Origin of the sequence: Mesorhizobium australicum WSM2073 (genome assembly GCF_000230995.2) — a bacterium.
GTDB lineage: Bacteria > Pseudomonadota > Alphaproteobacteria > Rhizobiales > Rhizobiaceae > Mesorhizobium > Mesorhizobium australicum.
Window position 1 is genome coordinate 1,111,877 of record NC_019973.1, and the last position, 16,127, is coordinate 1,128,003.

Here is a 16,127-nt window from a genome sequence, read left to right on the forward strand (position 1 = left end):
GAGCGGAAAATTCCATTTTCCACTCACTACCGGCTACTCACTATTCCCTCGAAAGGAGACGGAGCCAGGCTCCGCTGAAACGACATGGCAAGACAAGATCAGGCCAACGACCAATTTTCGCTCACCTCTTTCCTCTATGGCGGCAATGCCGATTACATCGACGCGCTCTACGCGGCGTATGAGGACGATCCCGGCTCGGTCAATCCCGAGTGGCAGGAGTTCTTCGCCGGGCTGAAGGACGATGCCAGCGATGTGCGCAGGAACGCCAAGGGCGCTTCATGGGCGAAACCTTCCTGGCCGCTGCAGGCCAATGGCGAGCTGGTGTCGGCGCTGGACGGCAATTGGGGCATCGTCGAAAAGCACCTGGAAAAGAAGGTCAAGGACAAGGCCGTCACCAACGGTGTCGTGCTGTCTGACGCCGATGTGCACCAGGCGACACGCGATTCGGTGCGCGCCATCATGATGATCCGCGCCTTCCGCATGCGCGGCCATCTGCACGCCAATCTCGATCCGCTCGGCATCAACACGCTCGAGGATTACAACGAACTGTCGCCGGAAAATTACGGCTTCACCGAAGCCGACTACGACCGGCCGATCTTCCTCGACAATGTGCTGGGGCTCGAATTCGGCAGCATCCGGCAGATGCTGGAGATCCTCACCCGCACCTATTGTTCGACGCTCGGCGTCGAGTTCATGCATATTTCCGATCCCGAGGAAAAGGCCTGGATCCAGGCGCGCATCGAGGGCGCCGACAAGGAGATCTCGTTCACCGCCACCGGCAAGAAGGCGATCCTGCAGAAGCTGGTCGAGGCGGAAGGCTTCGAGCAGTTCATCGACGTCAAGTACAAGGGCACCAAGCGCTTCGGTCTCGACGGCGGTGAATCGCTGATCCCGGCGCTGGAGCAGATCGTCAAGCGCGGCGGCCAGCTCGGCATGAAGGAGATCGTGCTCGGCATGGCCCATCGCGGCCGCCTCAATGTGCTTTCCCAGGTGATGGCCAAGCCGCACCGCGCCATCTTCCACGAATTCAAGGGCGGCTCGGCGGCCCCCGACGAGGTCGAGGGCTCGGGCGACGTGAAGTACCATCTCGGTGCCTCTTCGGACCGCGAGTTCGACGGCAACAAGGTTCACCTTTCGCTGACGGCGAACCCTTCGCATCTGGAGATCGTCGATCCCGTGGTGATGGGCAAGGCGCGCGCCAAGCAGGATTCCCTGTTCGGCCGCGGCCGCGAGGAGATCGTGCCGCTGGAAGAGCGGGCCAAGGTGCTGCCGCTCTTGCTGCATGGCGACGCCGCCTTCGCCGGCCAGGGCGTGATCGCCGAGATCCTCGGCCTATCGGGCCTGCGTGGCCACCGCGTCGCCGGCACGCTGCACTTCATCATCAACAACCAGATCGGCTTCACCACCAATCCGCGCTTCTCGCGCTCATCGCCCTATCCGTCCGATGTCGCCAAGATGATCGAGGCACCGATCTTTCACGTCAATGGCGACGATCCGGAGGCTGTGGTGCACGCCACCAAGGTGGCGATCGAATTCCGCATGAAGTTCCACAAGCCGGTGGTCGTGGACATGTTCTGCTACCGCCGCTTCGGCCACAATGAGGGCGACGAACCGGCCTTCACGCAGCCGCTCATGTACAGCAACATTCGCGCCCACAAGACGACGGTGCAGATCTATGGCGATCGCCTGATCGCCGAAGGGCACATCACCCAGGCCGAGCTCGATCAGATGAAGGCCGACTGGCGCGCGCATCTGGAAGCCGAATGGGAAGTCGGCCAGCACTACAAGCCCAACAAGGCCGACTGGCTCGACGGCGCCTGGTCAGGCCTGCGCACGGCCGACAACCAGGACGAGACAAGGCGCGGCAAGACAGCGGTACCGGTCAAGACGCTGAAGGAAATCGGCAAGAAGCTGACCGAGGTGCCGAAGGGCTTCGAAGCGCACAAGACGATCATCCGCTTCCTCGAAAACCGGCGCCAGGCGATCGAGTCCGGCGAAGGCATCGACTGGTCGACCGCCGAGGCGCTGGCCTTCGGCGCGATCCTGCTCGACGGCAATCCGATCCGGCTGTCCGGACAGGATTCCGAGCGCGGCACCTTCTCGCAGCGCCATTCCGTGCTTTACGACCAGCGCGACGAGACCCGCTACATCCCGCTCAACAATCTGTCGGCGGCGCAGGCCGGTTACGAAGTCATCAACTCGATGCTGTCGGAAGAAGCGGTGCTGGGCTTCGAATATGGCTACAGCCTGGCCGAGCCGAAGGCGCTGACGCTGTGGGAGGCGCAGTTCGGCGACTTCGCCAACGGCGCCCAGGTGGTGTTCGACCAGTTCATCTCGTCGGGCGAACGCAAGTGGCTCAGAATGTCGGGCCTCGTCTGCCTGCTGCCGCATGGCTATGAAGGCCAGGGCCCGGAACATTCTTCCGCCCGGCTGGAGCGCTTCCTGCAGCTTTGCGCCGAAGACAATATGCAAGTCGCCAACTGCACGACGCCGGCCAACTACTTCCACATCTTGCGCCGGCAGCTGAAGCGCGACTTCCGCAAGCCGCTGATCCTGATGACGCCGAAGTCGCTGCTGCGCCACAAGCGGGCGGTGTCGACGCTGCCGGAAATCTCGGGCGAAAGCTCGTTTCACCGGCTGCTGTGGGACGACGCCCAGCTGTTGCCCAACCAGGCGATCAAGCTGACCAAGGATTCCAAGATCCGCCGCGTCGTGCTGTGCTCGGGCAAGGTCTATTACGACCTCTATGAGGAGCGCGAGAAGCGCGGCATCAACGACATCTACTTGCTGCGCGTCGAACAGCTCTATCCGTTCCCGGCCAAGGCGCTGATCACCGAGCTGTCACGCTTCCGCAACGCCGAGATGGTGTGGTGCCAGGAGGAGCCCAAGAACATGGGTGCCTGGTCGTTCATCGATCCGTATCTGGAATGGGTGCTGGCGCATATCGACGCCAAGCATCAGCGGGTGCGCTACACCGGCCGTCCGGCGGCCGCGTCGCCGGCGACCGGGCTGATGTCGAAGCATCTCGCCCAGCTCGCCGCCTTGCTCGAAGACGCGCTCGGCGAATAAGCAGAACAGAACCGAAAGAACGGACAGGCACAATGGCTACCGAAATCCGCGTTCCCACACTCGGCGAATCCGTCACCGAAGCGACCGTCGGCAAATGGTTCAAGAAGGTCGGCGATGCCATTGCCGCCGACGAACCGCTGGTCGAGCTCGAAACCGACAAGGTGACGATAGAGGTGCCCGCCGCCGCCGCCGGGACGCTCGGTGAAATCACGGTTGGGGAAGGCGAGACGGTCGGCGTCGGCGCCCTGCTCGGGTCGATTTCGGCCGGTGGCGCGGCTGCTCCCGCGACCAAGCCGCAAGCGGTCGCGCAGGCGTCCAGCCCCGACGCGGCATCCACCACCAAGCAGGCCGCGGCCGAGACCGCCAAGGTTGCCGGCGATGCCGGACCGGTCGAGCCGCGCACCATGCCGCCGGCGCCGGCGGCGGCAAAATTGATCGCCGAGAACAATCTGTCGGTCGACCAGCTCTCCGGCTCGGGCAAGCGCGGCCAAGTGCTGAAGGGCGACGTGCTGGATGCCATCTCCAAGGGTGCGCCGTCGCAGCCGGCCGAGACGCCAAAGGCAGCGCCGGCACCGATCGCGGTTCGGGCGCCGTCGTCGGGTGATGATGCATCGCGCGAGGAGCGCGTGCGCATGACCAAGCTGCGCCAGACCATCGCGCGCCGCCTGAAGGAGGCGCAGTCGACCGCCGCCATGCTGACCACCTTCAACGAAGTCGACATGTCGGCGGTGATGGCGCTCAGGACGAAGTACAAGGACGTTTTCGAGAAGAAGCACGGCGTGAAGCTCGGCTTCATGGGCTTCTTCACCAAGGCGGTCACCCACGCGCTGAAGGAAATCCCCTCGGTCAATGCCGAGATCGACGGCACCGACATCATCTTCAAGAACTATGCCCATATCGGTGTCGCGGTCGGCACCGAAAAGGGCCTCGTGGTTCCGGTCGTGCGCGATGCCGACCAGATGTCGATCGCCGAGATCGAGAAGGACATCGGCCGGCTGGGCATCGCCGCGCGCGACGGCAAGCTGTCGGTCGCCGACATGCAGGGCGGCACCTTCACCATCTCCAATGGTGGCGTCTACGGGTCGCTGATGTCGACGCCGATCCTCAATGCGCCGCAGTCGGGCATTCTGGGCATGCACAAGATCCAGGACCGGCCGGTCGTGGTCGGCGGCCAGATCGTGATCCGGCCGATGATGTATCTGGCGCTCAGCTACGATCACCGCATCGTCGACGGCAAGGAAGCCGTTACCTTCCTGGTGCGGGTCAAGGAAAGCCTGGAGGATCCGGAACGGCTGGTGCTCGATCTGTGAGGCGGTCGGATGGCGGCTTGCGGCAAAGAGCGGCCAATGATGGCGCGTTTGCTTGGAGCCACCAAACCGGTTGTGCTGATGATCGGTATCGTGATGGCTACCGCAGCCGCCCAAGCCGCCTGCCCGATCGAACTCGCCGTCTATGGGGATAGCCAGAGCGGCAGCGAGATCGATTTTACCCCGACCGGCACATCGGCTGTTGTCACCAATACGTTCCGGCTGATCCTCGACAACAATGTGGTGCTGAACGGCATCGTCATGTGGACCGCGGATGTTGCGCGGCCGAACGGCGCGCTAATGTATAAGTGCCCGGAAGGCGACGTGACCGGCGAGGAGCTCGCCGCCTGCACGCTGTGGAACGGCGTCATCTATACGTCCGACGACAAGGGCACTGTCGGGCTTTTGCCGGCCGAGGCCGTCGAGGCGCCGAAAACGCTGATCCTGCCCGATCTCGGGCCGGTGCTTAGGCAATCCCGAGCGTATGGCGGCGGAGGATTTTCGAAAGTGCCGTCGGATGTGTTCGCGATGAAAGGATGCCAGGAATGAGCGCGGCGCAAAAAGTGCTGCTGGTCACCGGCGGCAGCCGCGGCATCGGCGCCGCCATCTGCCGGCTGGGGTTGGAGGCGGGCTATCGCGTCGCGGTCAATTACGCCTCCAACAAGGCCGCCGCCGATGCGCTGGTCGCCGAAATCAAGGACGGCGGCGGCGAAGCCGTTGCCGTCAGGGGCGATGTCGGCAAGGAAACCGATATCGTGGCCATGTTCGGCGCCGTCGACCGCGCCTTTGGCCGGCTCGACGCCTTCGTCAACAATGCCGGCATCGTCGACGTCAAGGCGCGCGTCGACGAGATGGATGTCGCGCGGCTGGAACGCATGATGCGCATCAATGTCGTCGGCTCGTTCCTGTGCGCCCGCGAGGCGGTGAAGCGCATGTCGACGCGGCATGGCGGGTCGGGCGGTGCGATCGTCAACATCTCGTCGGCGGCGGCGACGCTGGGCTCGCCGGGCGAATATGTCGACTATGCCGCCTCCAAGGGCGCCATCGACACCTTCACCATCGGGCTTGCCCGCGAGGTGGCGCTGGAAGGCATCCGTGTCAATGCGGTGCGGCCGGGCATCATCGACACCGACATCCACGCCTCCGGAGGCCAGCCGGACCGGATAGAACGGTTCCGCGATCTGCTGCCGATGAAAAGGGCGGGCACGGCGGATGAAGTCGCCGGTGCGGTCCTCTATCTTTTATCCGATGCCGCGTCCTATACGACGGGCGCGATCCTGAATGTCAGCGGCGGCCGCTGAACCCCAAGCAAAAGGGAAACAAACATGGCTTATGACGTGGTTATCATCGGCTCGGGACCCGGCGGCTATGTCTGCGCCATCAAGGCGGCACAGCTTGGGCTGAAGGTCGCGGTGGTCGAGAAGAACGCGACCTTCGGCGGCACCTGCCTCAACATCGGCTGCATCCCGTCCAAGGCGCTGCTTTATGCCTCGGAAATGTTCGCCGAGGCCGGCCATTCCTTCGACACGCTCGGCGTCGAAATTCCGGCACCCAGGCTGAACCTGAAGAAAATGATGGCGCACAAGGACGCGACGGTGTCGTCCAACGTCAATGGCGTCGCCTTCCTGTTCAAGAAGAACAAGATCGATGCCTTCCGCGGCACCGGCAAGGTGGTTGCCGCAGGCAAGGTCTCGGTGACCGGCGAGGATGGCAAGGTCGACGAGATCGAGACCAAGAACATCGTCATCGCCACCGGGTCCGACGTCGCCGGCATTCCCGGCGTCAAGGTCGACTTCGACGAAAAGATCATCGTGTCCTCGACCGGCGCGCTGTCGCTGGAGAAGGCGCCTGGCCATTTGGTGGTGGTGGGCGGCGGTGTCATCGGCCTCGAACTCGGCTCGGTCTGGGCACGGCTTGGCGCCAAGGTCACTGTGGTCGAGTTCCTCGACACCATTTTGGGCGGCATGGACGGCGAGGTGTCGAAACAGTTCCAGCGGCTGCTCTCCAAGCAGGGCTTCGAATTCAAGCTCGGCGCCAAGGTGACCGGCGTCGCCACGGCCAAGAAGGGCGCGACCGTTACCTTCGAGCCGGTCAAGGGGGGTGCTGCCGAAACCATTGAGGCCGATGCCGTGCTGATCTCGACGGGACGCCGCGCCTTTTCGGACAGCCTCGGGCTGAAGGAAGCCGGCGTCGAGGTCGACGAGCGCGGCCGGGTCAAGACCGACGGGCATCTCAGGACCAATGTTCCCGGGATCTACGCCATCGGCGACGTCATCGCCGGTCCGATGCTGGCGCACAAGGCCGAGGACGAGGGCGTGGCGGTGGCCGAGACCATCGCCGGCCAGGCCGGCCATGTGAACTATGACGTCATTCCGAGCGTCGTCTACACCAGTCCGGAGATCGCCTCGGTCGGCAGGACCGAGGAAGAGCTGAAGAAGGCCGGCATCGACTACAAGGTCGGCAAATTCCCCTTCACGGCCAACGGCCGCGCGCGCGCCATGCTGCATACCGACGGTTTCGTGAAGATCCTGGCCGACAAGCAGAGCGACCGCGTGCTCGGCGTCCATATCGTCGGCTTCGGCGCCGGCGAGATGATCCATGAGGCGGCGGTACTGATGGAGTTCGGCGGCTCGTCGGAAGATCTGGCCCGCACCTGCCACGCCCATCCGACGATGTCGGAAGCGGTGAAGGAAGCGGCGCTGGCCACCTTCTTCAAGCCGATCCACATCTAAGGGTGCCCAACGCTTCGTCGTCCTATGGCGGAGCAAGGAGCGAAGCGACGCGGCGTAGACCGGCCGAGGTCGCGGCATGGATCCTCGGGTCAAGCCCGAGGATGACGAACGGGCGGATTGGCTTGGCGCCAAGGCCCCCAACGGTCATCACCCAAAACAAAACGGCCCGCCTTTCAGCAGGCCGTTCGTCTTGATATCGAGCCCCTTACTGGGCCGGCGCTGGTGCCGGGGCGGGCGCTGGTGCGGGCGCTGGCGCTGGTGCTGGTGCAGGAGCCGGGGCGGGCGCAGGAGCAGGTTCGGCTGGCTTGGCCGGTTCGGCGGGCTTCATCGGTTCAGCCGGTGCGGGCGCCGGAGCCGGTGTGCTGGCCGCTGGCGGCTCGGCGGGTGCCGGGTGCTCGCCACCACTTCTTCCGAAAACATAATACGCGACAATCGCCAGGATAACGACGACCAGTGCAATCAGCCAGGGGCTGCCGCCACCGCCGCTCGGCCGAGGGGCATTGGTGGTCGAATTGTACGGATCGTTTGGGTTTGGTGTGTTCGCCATAAATGTGTCCTCCGGGAAAATGAAAAAGGTCAATCAACATCCATCAACGCGCAACCGTTGAATGGGTTTCACGCTAGCGGAGGAAAACGCCGTAAACGCGGCGTTTGCGTGCCTCCGCTGCCATCCGACTCAATTGACGGCGGTGACAGTATAGCCGGCTTTGCGGAAATCCTCGACCAGTCCCTCTGGACCGGGAAGGTGCAGCGCGCCGACCGCCATGAAGGCGTTGCCCTTGGCCAGGATCGGCCCGGCATGATCGACCATTACCTTGTTGCGGCTGGTGATCATGGTTTCCTCGAAGGCGGCGTAGCCCGCGGGGTCGTCCTGCTCCTCGGGCATGGCGGCGCGGAACAGCGGCCAGAACATCCCGGTGTCGCCACGCTGGTAAAGCACGATCATGGTTTCGTTGATATCGTTGACCTTGTCGCCCAGCTTCAGCGTGTCGACCAGACCTTTCATGTGAAAGGCGAGCGGCAGCGAGGCCATGGCGCGCAGCTGGCTCTCGGCCGTTTCCAACCCTTCCACCGGCTTGCCGGCCGCCTTGGCGCTCTCGGCCAGCTTGACGTCGAGCACCGGCGCGCCGCCGGACTGGCGGGCGAGTTCGCAAGCCGGAAGCGCCATCATGGCCGACAGCATCCACGGCTTCATTTTTGCGACCGTCGCCGGCGGGATGCCGCGCGCATCGAGCGCGGCGTTCATGGCCGCCGCTTCGTCCGGCGACAGCAGTGACGAAAGCGTCGTGGAGTCGGTGAACATCATCAGGTCCGGCTCCTTCAGCATCGCCGCCATCATCTTCTGCTTGTCGAGCACGTCGGTGGTCTCGATGATGAGGGTGCCGGCAGCATCGAAGGCCTTCTGCGCATAGGCCGGCAGCGTGGTGACGCGCGGATCGGTCATGTGCATGGTGCCGAACAGGTAGGATGGCTGTTCGCCCGGTTTTTCCAGCTTCCACAGCAGTCCCTTGCCGTTCAGCGTGGCAGCCGCCTCGGCCTCGATTTTGCCGTAGGTGGCGGGGTTGTTCTTCTGCAAGGCCGACAGCATGTCGGCGCCGGTACAGGTCGGGATTTCCGCGTGCGCCCTGCCGGCGGCGAACAGCAGGACAGCAAGGAAGGATAGGAAAAACAGCACGTTGAGCGCGACAAGCAGTTTCAGCGAGACGGAAGCCGCACGGTCGGCGATGGCAATGACACGTTTCATGGTCCCATTCCTAGGACTGAAAAGCGGCAAAACCGTTAATCGGGGTTATGAAATTATCCTAACCGCCCATTCTTCGTCATCCACGGGCGGAGCAAGGAGCATAACGACGCGGCGCAGACCCCTGGAGCTGCTCCGCAGCCCAAGGGATCCATGCCGCGACTTCAGAGCACCGCCCACGGTGCAGAATTCAGCTCCGCTGCATTCCACGGCTGATGTCACGGCATGGATCCCAGGGTCTCCGCGACGGAGCTTCGCTCCTGCTTCGCCCTAGGATGACGAAGTTGGGAAGGCTTCGGCCAATCGCGAATGTTTATAATGGGCCACCGATACTGCATGGCTTTACCGACGTTCATGCCCTGGGATGGGCCGATTCGTAGATTTCCAGCAGCCTTGCGGTGTCGACGCCGGTGTAAATCTGCGTCGTCGACAGGCTGGCGTGGCCCAGGAGTTCCTGGATGGTGCGCAGATCGCCGCCTCGGCCGAGCAGATGGGTGGCGAAGGAATGGCGCAAGGCATGTGGAGTCGCCGTGTCCGGCAGGTTCAGCGCCGAACGCAGCTTCGCCATGTCACGCTGGATAATGGCCGGGTTGAGCGGGCCACCGCGCGCGCCGCGAAACAGCAGACCCTTCGGATCGAGGTGATAGGGGCAGAGCCGGCGGTATTCGGCGATCGCCCTGAGCGCCACCGGCAACACCGGTACCAGCCGTGTCTTGCCGCCCTTGCCGGTGACGCGCAGCACGGTGTCGGCTTCCGACGCCAGATCAGCGGCATTGAGGCCAAGCGCTTCCGAAATGCGCAGGCCCGAGCCGTAAAGCAGCGTCAGCACGGCGGCGTTGCGGGCGGCGATCCAGGGTTCTTCCGCCAGTTGGCCTTCCACCGATACGACATGTTTGGCATCGCTCGCCGTCAAAGGTTTGGGCAGGGATTTGGGTTGTCGCGGCGCGCGCAAGGCCGCGGCACCCGCCGCATTGGCGAGGCCGCGCCACTCGAGGAACCGCAGCAGCGAGCGGATGCCGGCCAGGCCACGGCCAAGCGTGCGTGCGCCGGCGCCGGCATTGCGGCGGGCGGCGAGGAAGCCGCGCAGGTCGGCCGGGCGCAGATCGGCGATATCGGAAATGCCGGGTGGTCCGCCGATATGGCCGGTGAGGAAATGCAGGAACTGGCGTGAATCGCGCTCATAGGCTTCCACTGTCTCGGGTGACAGGCGACGTTCACGCGCGAGCATCTTCAGCCAGCTTTCGCGCGCGGCCTGGAGATCGGCCTTTGCCGGTATGAGGAATTCCTGCATCGGGTCTGTTCCGGTTCGCCGTCATTTTCCGGCAGCCGGGTTAGGAAGCGGTGAAGAGCCCGTTGTTGAAATGACGGCGAGGCGGCGCTAGAGCAGGGACAAAGGATTTTCGCCCATGAGCAAGCCGCAGAACCCCGTCCAGATGGCCGTAATCGGCGCCGCGCACGGCATCAAGGGCGAACTCAGGGTGAAAACCTTCACCGGCGAGCCAATGGCGCTGGCGGATTATGGGCCGCTCTACGCCAGGGATGGACGAGCCTTCCAGATAACCGACATAAGGCCCGCCAACACCGTTGTCGTGGTGCGCTTCAAGGGCGTCAGCGACCGCAATGCGGCCGAGGCGCTCGCCGGCACGGAGCTGTTCGTCGACCGTTCGATGCTGCCCGATGATGGCGAGGAGGACGAATTCTACCATGCCGACCTGATCGGGCTGGAAATCCGGGATGATACCGGCGCCGCCATCGGCAAGGTCGTCGCGGTGCACAATTTCGGGGGCGGCGACATCCTCGATGTGACGCTCGCCGGGCGCAAGGGCGTGCTGATCCCGTTCACGCAAGCCGCCGTGCCTGCCGTGTCGATCGCCGAGGGCTTTGTCCGCGTCGATCCGGTGGCGGCTGGACTGGTCGAGGACGAGGACGCGGACGCGCCGCGCGAGGAGGATTTCGACCCGAAGGGCCGGCCGCGCGGACCGCGCGACGCCGGAGGCAACCGGTGAGTTTTGCCGCGTCGGTGCTGACGCTCTATCCCGAGATGTTTCCGGGCGCGCTTGGCCTGTCGCTGGCCGGGCGGGCACTGGAGGCGGGGACATGGTCTCTGGAGGCGATACAGATACGCGACTTCGCCACCGACCGGCATCGCACCGTCGACGACACGCCGGCCGGCGGCGGCGCCGGCATGGTGATGCGTGCCGATGTCCTGGCGAAGGCAATCGACCATGCTTCGCCGCCGGGCGATGAGCGTCCAAGGCTGCTGATGAGCCCTCGCGGAAGACCGCTGACGCAGACGCGCGTGCGGGAGCTCGCCGCCGGGCCGGGTGCCGTCATCGTGTGCGGCCGCTTCGAAGGCGTCGACCAGCGGGTGATCGATGCACGGGGACTAGAGGAAGTCTCGATCGGCGATTTCATCCTGTCCGGCGGCGAGCCGGCGGCCCTAGTGCTGCTCGACGCCGTGGTGCGGCTGTTGCCCGGGGTGATGGGCAATGCGGTCTCCGGGGAAGAAGAGAGTTTCGAAAACGGCCTGCTCGAACATCCGCACTACACGCGACCGCAGGAATTCGAGGGCCGGGAGATTCCCGAAGTGCTGATCTCCGGCAATCACAAGAAGATCGCCGCCTGGCGCCGCGCGCAGTCGGAGACGCTGACGAAAGAGCGGCGACCCGATCTGTTCGGCGATCAGCCTTTGCCGAAATAGTAAAAAGCCAGAAACAGGCCGACGGCGATGACGAAGCCGCGCACCACGTTCTGCGGTACGCGCTTGGCGATCCAGACACCGGCATAGCCGCCGAGCGCCCCGCCTGGGATCATGACGATCGCCTCCGGCCAGGCGACGACGCCGCCCGAGACGAAGACGACGATGGCGACAGCCGCGATGACCACGGCCAGCATGTTCTTCAGCGCGTTCAGGCGGTGGTAGTCGCCGGCTTGAGTCAGGCCGAGGGTGGCCAGCATCATCACGCCCATGCCGGCGCCGAAGAAGCCGCCATAGATGGCGGTGACGAATTGCGCCAGGGAGCCGGCGAGTGAGCCGACAGCCGCTTCGTGTCCGGGTTTCGGCGCCGGCTTCAGCCAGGGCCCGGCGGCAAACAGTGCCGTCGCGCCCAAAAGCAGCCACGGCACCAGGACGCGAAAGGACGGATTGTCGAGCGCCAGCAGGATCAGGGCGCCGGCTAGCGCGCCGACGGCCGAGATCAGGCAGAGCAGCAGCGCGCCGCGCCAGAAGTGCCTGATGTCGGCCCAGTAAGCGAGGGTCGAGGTGATGTAGCCGGGGAACTGCGTCACCGAGGAGGTGGCGTTGGCCACGATCGGGGGGACGCCGACCAGTGTCATGGCGCCGAAGGTGATGAAGGTGCCGCCGCCGGCAACCGCGTTGGCGGCGCCTGACAGAAAGCCCGCCAGGAAGAGCAGGATGGCGTCGAAAACAGACATGGATGGCCGCCGTGAAGAAGTGTGCTATTCTGGCTTAGGAAGCTTGGTGGACAGACGCAACCCGGCACGGCAGGATTAAGATGGTGCCATGCCGGGAGCCATGCCGGCAAAAAATGCATGGGCAAGGCGTGACAAAGCGCCGAAATAGCTGTATGTGCCCGCCCGTACCGGCAAGAACAAATCTGCCGGACCCGTCAACAATGACGGTGTAGTCGCCCCTGCCCGATGTCTGGGAGACAAATGTCTTGGAGACAAAGGACATAGCCGAGCGGTCAATGGAACTGCAAGGCGAGCGTAGGGCGCTCTGACTGTCGGAAGAACAAGAAGTGGATTTTTAGATGGATCTCATCCGTCAGCTCGAGGCCGAACAGGCCGCCAAGATCGAAGCCAAGCGCAAGCTTCCCGAATTCCAGCCCGGCGACACCGTGCGCGTCCAGGTCCGCGTGACCGAAGGCACCCGCACCCGCGTCCAGGCTTATGAGGGCGTCGTCATCGCCCGCGCCGGTTCCGGCTTCCAGGAAAATTTCACCGTCCGCAAGATCTCCTACGGCGAAGGCGTCGAGCGCGTGTTCCCCGTCTACTCGCCGATGGTCGAAGGCGTCGAGATCGTGCGCCGCGGCAAGGTGCGTCGCGCCAAGCTCTATTACCTGCGCGATCGTCGCGGCAAGTCGGCCCGTATTTCGGAAAACACCGGCGTGCGCGCCCGCAAGCTCAATGATGAGGAGCGCGACGCGCTGAACGCCGAGAAGGCGCGCATCGAGGCCGAGAAGGTCGCAGCCGCCCAGGCGCTGGCCGCCGAGACGGCCGCCAAGGAAGCCGCCGAGAAGAAGGCAGCCGCCGAGGCTGAAGCAGCAGCCAAGGCTGCCGCCGAAGCGACCCCGGCCGAATAAGAGTTTGACGAAGGAATTTGAAAAAGGCGGCTTCGGCCGCCTTTTTTTCGTTTCACCGAACTGTGAACGGGTTCAGCCTCGGAGATCGGGATCGGCAATTGACGTCCAATCGTTTTGTGTACTAACTAATCGTGCACAATCTAATTGGAGAATGGAAGATGGCACTCTACATCACGCAGGCCCACGTGACGGGCGGTCGCGCCGGCCATGGCGAAACCAGCGATGGCCTGCTCAAGGTCGATCTGGCAATGCCCAAGGAGCTCGGCGGACCAGGTGGCGCGACCAATCCCGAACAGCTTTTCGCCATCGGCTATGCCGCCTGCTTCGAAAGCGCGATCCGCTTCGTGGCGCGCAAGCAGAAGCTGCCGCTCGAGGATGCAGCGGTAGCGGCCACCGTCAGCCTGCTCCCCAATGGCGAAGGCTTCAAGCTCGGCGTCGCGTTGGCAGCGGAGACGAAAGGCCTTGATCAGGCGGCGGCTGAAGCGCTTGTATCGGCGGCGCATCAGATTTGCCCCTATTCGAATGCCATCAGGGGCAATGTCGAGGTGGCGCTTTCGGTAAAGGTGGCATGACGACAAAAGTCGAAACGAAAGCCAGAGAAGCCCCGGCGGAGGCCGCCCGGGCGCACCCGGTGCCACGGCTCGATCAACAGCTCTGTTTCGCGCTCTATTCGGCGAGCGGATTGATGACCAAGCTTTACCGACCGTTGCTCGATCCGCTCGGCCTGACCTATCCGCAATATCTGGTGATGCTGGCGCTGTGGGAACGCGCGCCGAGCACGGTGGGCGACCTTGGCGAAGCGCTCGGCCTGGATTCAGCGACGCTGACCCCGCTGCTCAAGCGAATGGAAGCGGGCGGCCTCGTCACCCGCCGGCGCGATGCCGACGACGAGCGCCGGGTGCTGGTCGAGCCGACGGCCAAGGGCCAGGCGCTGCGCGCGAACATGAAGGATGTGCAGGCGGCGCTCGATTGCGGCATGCCGCTGGAGCGGGCTGAGCTCAAAACCCTTCACGGCACGCTCACCCGCCTTGTCGCGGGATTGCGCGAAGCCGCGACCGAGCAAGATTGATCGAGGCAAGGACTGTCCTCAAAAACCGCCTCCCGGACGCACTGGAATCCACGTTAACGCGCAAGGTCGCGGTGGACCCGTCTTGCAAGGCGCTTGCGGAAAGCTAAAGTCGGCGCCGGATTTCTCTGCCGCGCAAGCATCGCGCGGCCAATCATTTCGGGGAGTGTGTCATGACCAAATCGAAATTGCTGCTGGCCGGCCTGTTGGCCCTGGTCCTGGCGCCCGTTGCCGCCTTCGCGCAGGCGCTGCCCGATCTCGGCGGCAGACAAGTGGTGGTGGTGACTGAAAACGCCTATCCGCCGCTGCAGTTCATCGACGCCAAGACGGGAAAACAGATCGGCTGGGAATATGACGCGATGAACGAGATCGCCAAGCGGCTCAATTTCAAGGTCGAGTACCAGAACACCTCCTGGGATGCGATGATCCAGGCGGTTTCCGACAACCAGTACAACATCGGCATGACCGGCATCACCATCAAGGACGACCGCAAGCAGAAGGTGGATTTCTCCGACCCCTATATGCGCTCGGAACAGTTCATGCTGGTGCGCGGCGATGAAAGCCGCTTCACCGACGCCAAGACCTTCGGCGCCTTCAAGGACGGACTGATCGGCGCACAGGCCGGCACCACGCCTTTCTACACCGCCGTCTACAGTGTGCTCGACGGCAATGAGCAGAACCCGCGCATCAAACTGTTCGAGACGTTTGGCGCCACCGTCCAGGCACTGAAGTCCGGCGACGTCGATGTCGTGCTGACCGACGGCACCGCCGGCAAGGGTTATGTCGATGCTTCGGAGGGCAAGCTGAAGCTGATCGGCGGCCCGCTCGGCACCGAGGATTTCGGCTTCATCTTCCCCAAGGGCTCCGACCTCGTGAAGCCGGTCAACGCCGCGATCGCAGCGCTGAAGGCGGATGGCACCTTCGATGCGCTGAACAAGAAGTGGTTCCTTGATTACAAGATGGGGCAGTGAGCCAATCTTGTTGAGGGCGTGGTCTGATGGGCAGGGATTTGCGTTGGCGCGTCCCTCTCGCAGTTCTTGCGTCGCCGACCTCTGCTAATGGCAGCCCCCACCATTTCCAAACCCGACTTCCCCTGGTGGCTCGCCGTTGCCGGTGTCCTTGCGCTGGCGGCCGCCCTCGCCATCGCCGCCAGCGATCTCTATGCGCAGGTCTTCGCCACTGTCGCCAAGGGCATCGGCATCACCATCTTCGTCACCGTGATCGCCTTTGTCCTGGCGTCGGTGATCGGCCTCGGCATCGCTTTGATGGGACTGTCGGGTTCGGCCTGGCTGCGGCAGATCGCGCGCTTCTATGTCGAGATCATTCGCGGCGTGCCGATCCTGGTGCTGCTGTTCTGGATAGCCTTTGCCGGCGCGCCGGCCTTCGTCGCGGCCTGGAACGGGCTGACCGCGCCATTGCAGAATGCCGGCGTCCTCGGCGAATTGCTGGTGCGTGACGTGTCGTTGCTGTGGCGTGCCATCATGGCGCTGACCATCGGCTATTCGGCCTTCATCTCCGAGGTTTTTCGCGCCGGCATCCAGTCGGTCGAGAAAGGACAGATCGAGGCAGCGAAGGCTTTGGGGCTGAGCCGTGCGCAGCGCTTCCGGCTGGTCGTGTTCCCACAGGCGATCCGCACCATCCTGCCGCCGCTCGGCAATGATTTCGTCGCCCTGGTCAAGGATTCCTCGCTGGTCTCGGTGCTCGGCGTCGCCGACATCACGCAGATGGGCAAAGTGTATGCCGCCGGCTCGTTCCGCTTCTTCGAGACCTATTCGATAACAGCCTATATCTATCTCATCCTCACCGTCGGCCTGTCGCTGGCGCTCAGGGCGCTGGAGCGGCGTTTGCGCCGCCAGCACGAGGAATAGTTTTTGGGCCGGGACAGCG

15 protein-coding genes are annotated in these 16,127 nt (G+C 64.0%); 12 read left to right on the forward strand and 3 right to left on the reverse strand.

What is annotated here, in order from left to right:
- Window positions 1–84 precede the first annotated feature (84 nt).
- The 5 genes from MESAU_RS05230 to lpdA all read left to right on the forward strand — a co-directional run bounded on the left by MESAU_RS05230 (window position 85) and on the right by lpdA (window position 7,108).
- The gene (locus MESAU_RS05230) at window positions 85–3,069 is read left to right on the forward strand and encodes a 2-oxoglutarate dehydrogenase E1 component (RefSeq protein ID WP_015315014.1); all 2,985 of its coding nucleotides are present in this window, start codon (window positions 85–87) and stop codon (window positions 3,067–3,069) included.
- A gap of 32 nt (window positions 3,070–3,101) precedes the next feature.
- A complete protein-coding gene (odhB, locus tag MESAU_RS05235; protein ID WP_015315015.1) occupies window positions 3,102–4,379 on the forward strand; it encodes a 2-oxoglutarate dehydrogenase complex dihydrolipoyllysine-residue succinyltransferase in 1,278 nt (425 codons plus the stop codon).
- A gap of 78 nt (window positions 4,380–4,457) precedes the next feature.
- Window positions 4,458–4,925 (forward strand): hypothetical protein, encoded by a 468-nt coding sequence (locus MESAU_RS05240; protein WP_174361982.1) that lies wholly within the window; start codon window positions 4,458–4,460, stop codon window positions 4,923–4,925.
- Entirely contained in the window at window positions 4,922–5,677 is a 756-nt protein-coding gene (locus tag MESAU_RS05245) for an SDR family oxidoreductase (RefSeq protein ID WP_015315017.1), read from the forward strand. Before MESAU_RS05240 ends, MESAU_RS05245 begins: the two co-directional genes overlap by 4 nt.
- Before the next feature lie 24 nt (window positions 5,678–5,701).
- Entirely contained in the window at window positions 5,702–7,108 is a 1,407-nt protein-coding gene (lpdA, locus tag MESAU_RS05250; RefSeq protein WP_015315018.1) for a dihydrolipoyl dehydrogenase, read from the forward strand.
- 676 nt (window positions 7,109–7,784) lie between these two features.
- Here lpdA and MESAU_RS05255 read toward each other — a convergent pair.
- Window positions 7,785–8,852 carry a TraB/GumN family protein gene (locus MESAU_RS05255; RefSeq protein WP_015315019.1) on the reverse strand — a complete coding sequence of 356 codons (1,068 nt, stop codon included), beginning with the start codon at window positions 8,850–8,852 and terminating at the stop codon, window positions 7,785–7,787.
- A 349-nt stretch (window positions 8,853–9,201) separates the two neighbouring features.
- Window positions 9,202–10,140 carry a tyrosine recombinase XerC gene (locus MESAU_RS05260; protein WP_015315020.1) on the reverse strand — a complete coding sequence of 313 codons (939 nt, stop codon included), beginning with the start codon at window positions 10,138–10,140 and terminating at the stop codon, window positions 9,202–9,204.
- 115 nt (window positions 10,141–10,255) lie between these two features.
- Between MESAU_RS05260 and rimM the strand changes: the two genes are divergently transcribed.
- Both rimM and trmD read left to right on the forward strand, forming a co-directional pair.
- Window positions 10,256–10,855 carry a ribosome maturation factor RimM gene (gene rimM / locus MESAU_RS05265; protein ID WP_015315021.1) on the forward strand — a complete coding sequence of 200 codons (600 nt, stop codon included), beginning with the start codon at window positions 10,256–10,258 and terminating at the stop codon, window positions 10,853–10,855.
- On the forward strand, window positions 10,852–11,550 hold the full coding sequence (trmD, locus tag MESAU_RS05270; protein ID WP_015315022.1) for a tRNA (guanosine(37)-N1)-methyltransferase TrmD: 699 nt from the start codon (window positions 10,852–10,854) through the stop codon (window positions 11,548–11,550). Before rimM ends, trmD begins: the two co-directional genes overlap by 4 nt.
- Here trmD and MESAU_RS05275 read toward each other — a convergent pair.
- Entirely contained in the window at window positions 11,532–12,284 is a 753-nt protein-coding gene (locus tag MESAU_RS05275) for a sulfite exporter TauE/SafE family protein (RefSeq protein WP_015315023.1), read from the reverse strand. The two genes, trmD and MESAU_RS05275, sit on opposite strands and share 19 nt — an antisense overlap.
- 338 nt (window positions 12,285–12,622) lie before the next feature.
- Between MESAU_RS05275 and rplS the strand changes: the two genes are divergently transcribed.
- The 5 genes from rplS to MESAU_RS05300 all read left to right on the forward strand — a co-directional run bounded on the left by rplS (window position 12,623) and on the right by MESAU_RS05300 (window position 16,108).
- Complete coding sequence (gene rplS, locus MESAU_RS05280; RefSeq protein WP_013892267.1) at window positions 12,623–13,174, forward strand: 50S ribosomal protein L19; 552 nt, start codon at window positions 12,623–12,625, stop codon at window positions 13,172–13,174.
- Between the two features lie 158 nt (window positions 13,175–13,332).
- A complete protein-coding gene (locus MESAU_RS05285; protein ID WP_015315024.1) occupies window positions 13,333–13,746 on the forward strand; it encodes an organic hydroperoxide resistance protein in 414 nt (137 codons plus the stop codon).
- Window positions 13,743–14,243, forward strand: coding sequence for a MarR family winged helix-turn-helix transcriptional regulator (locus MESAU_RS05290; RefSeq protein WP_015315025.1), 501 nt, complete (start codon window positions 13,743–13,745; stop codon window positions 14,241–14,243). The genes MESAU_RS05285 and MESAU_RS05290 overlap by 4 nt, the downstream gene beginning before the upstream one ends.
- Window positions 14,244–14,413: 170 nt before the next feature.
- On the forward strand, window positions 14,414–15,211 hold the full coding sequence (locus tag MESAU_RS05295; RefSeq protein ID WP_015315026.1) for a transporter substrate-binding domain-containing protein: 798 nt from the start codon (window positions 14,414–14,416) through the stop codon (window positions 15,209–15,211).
- Between the two features lie 87 nt (window positions 15,212–15,298).
- Window positions 15,299–16,108 (forward strand): amino acid ABC transporter permease, encoded by an 810-nt coding sequence (locus MESAU_RS05300; RefSeq protein WP_015315027.1) that lies wholly within the window; start codon window positions 15,299–15,301, stop codon window positions 16,106–16,108.
- The last annotated feature ends 19 nt before the right edge of the window (window positions 16,109–16,127 follow it).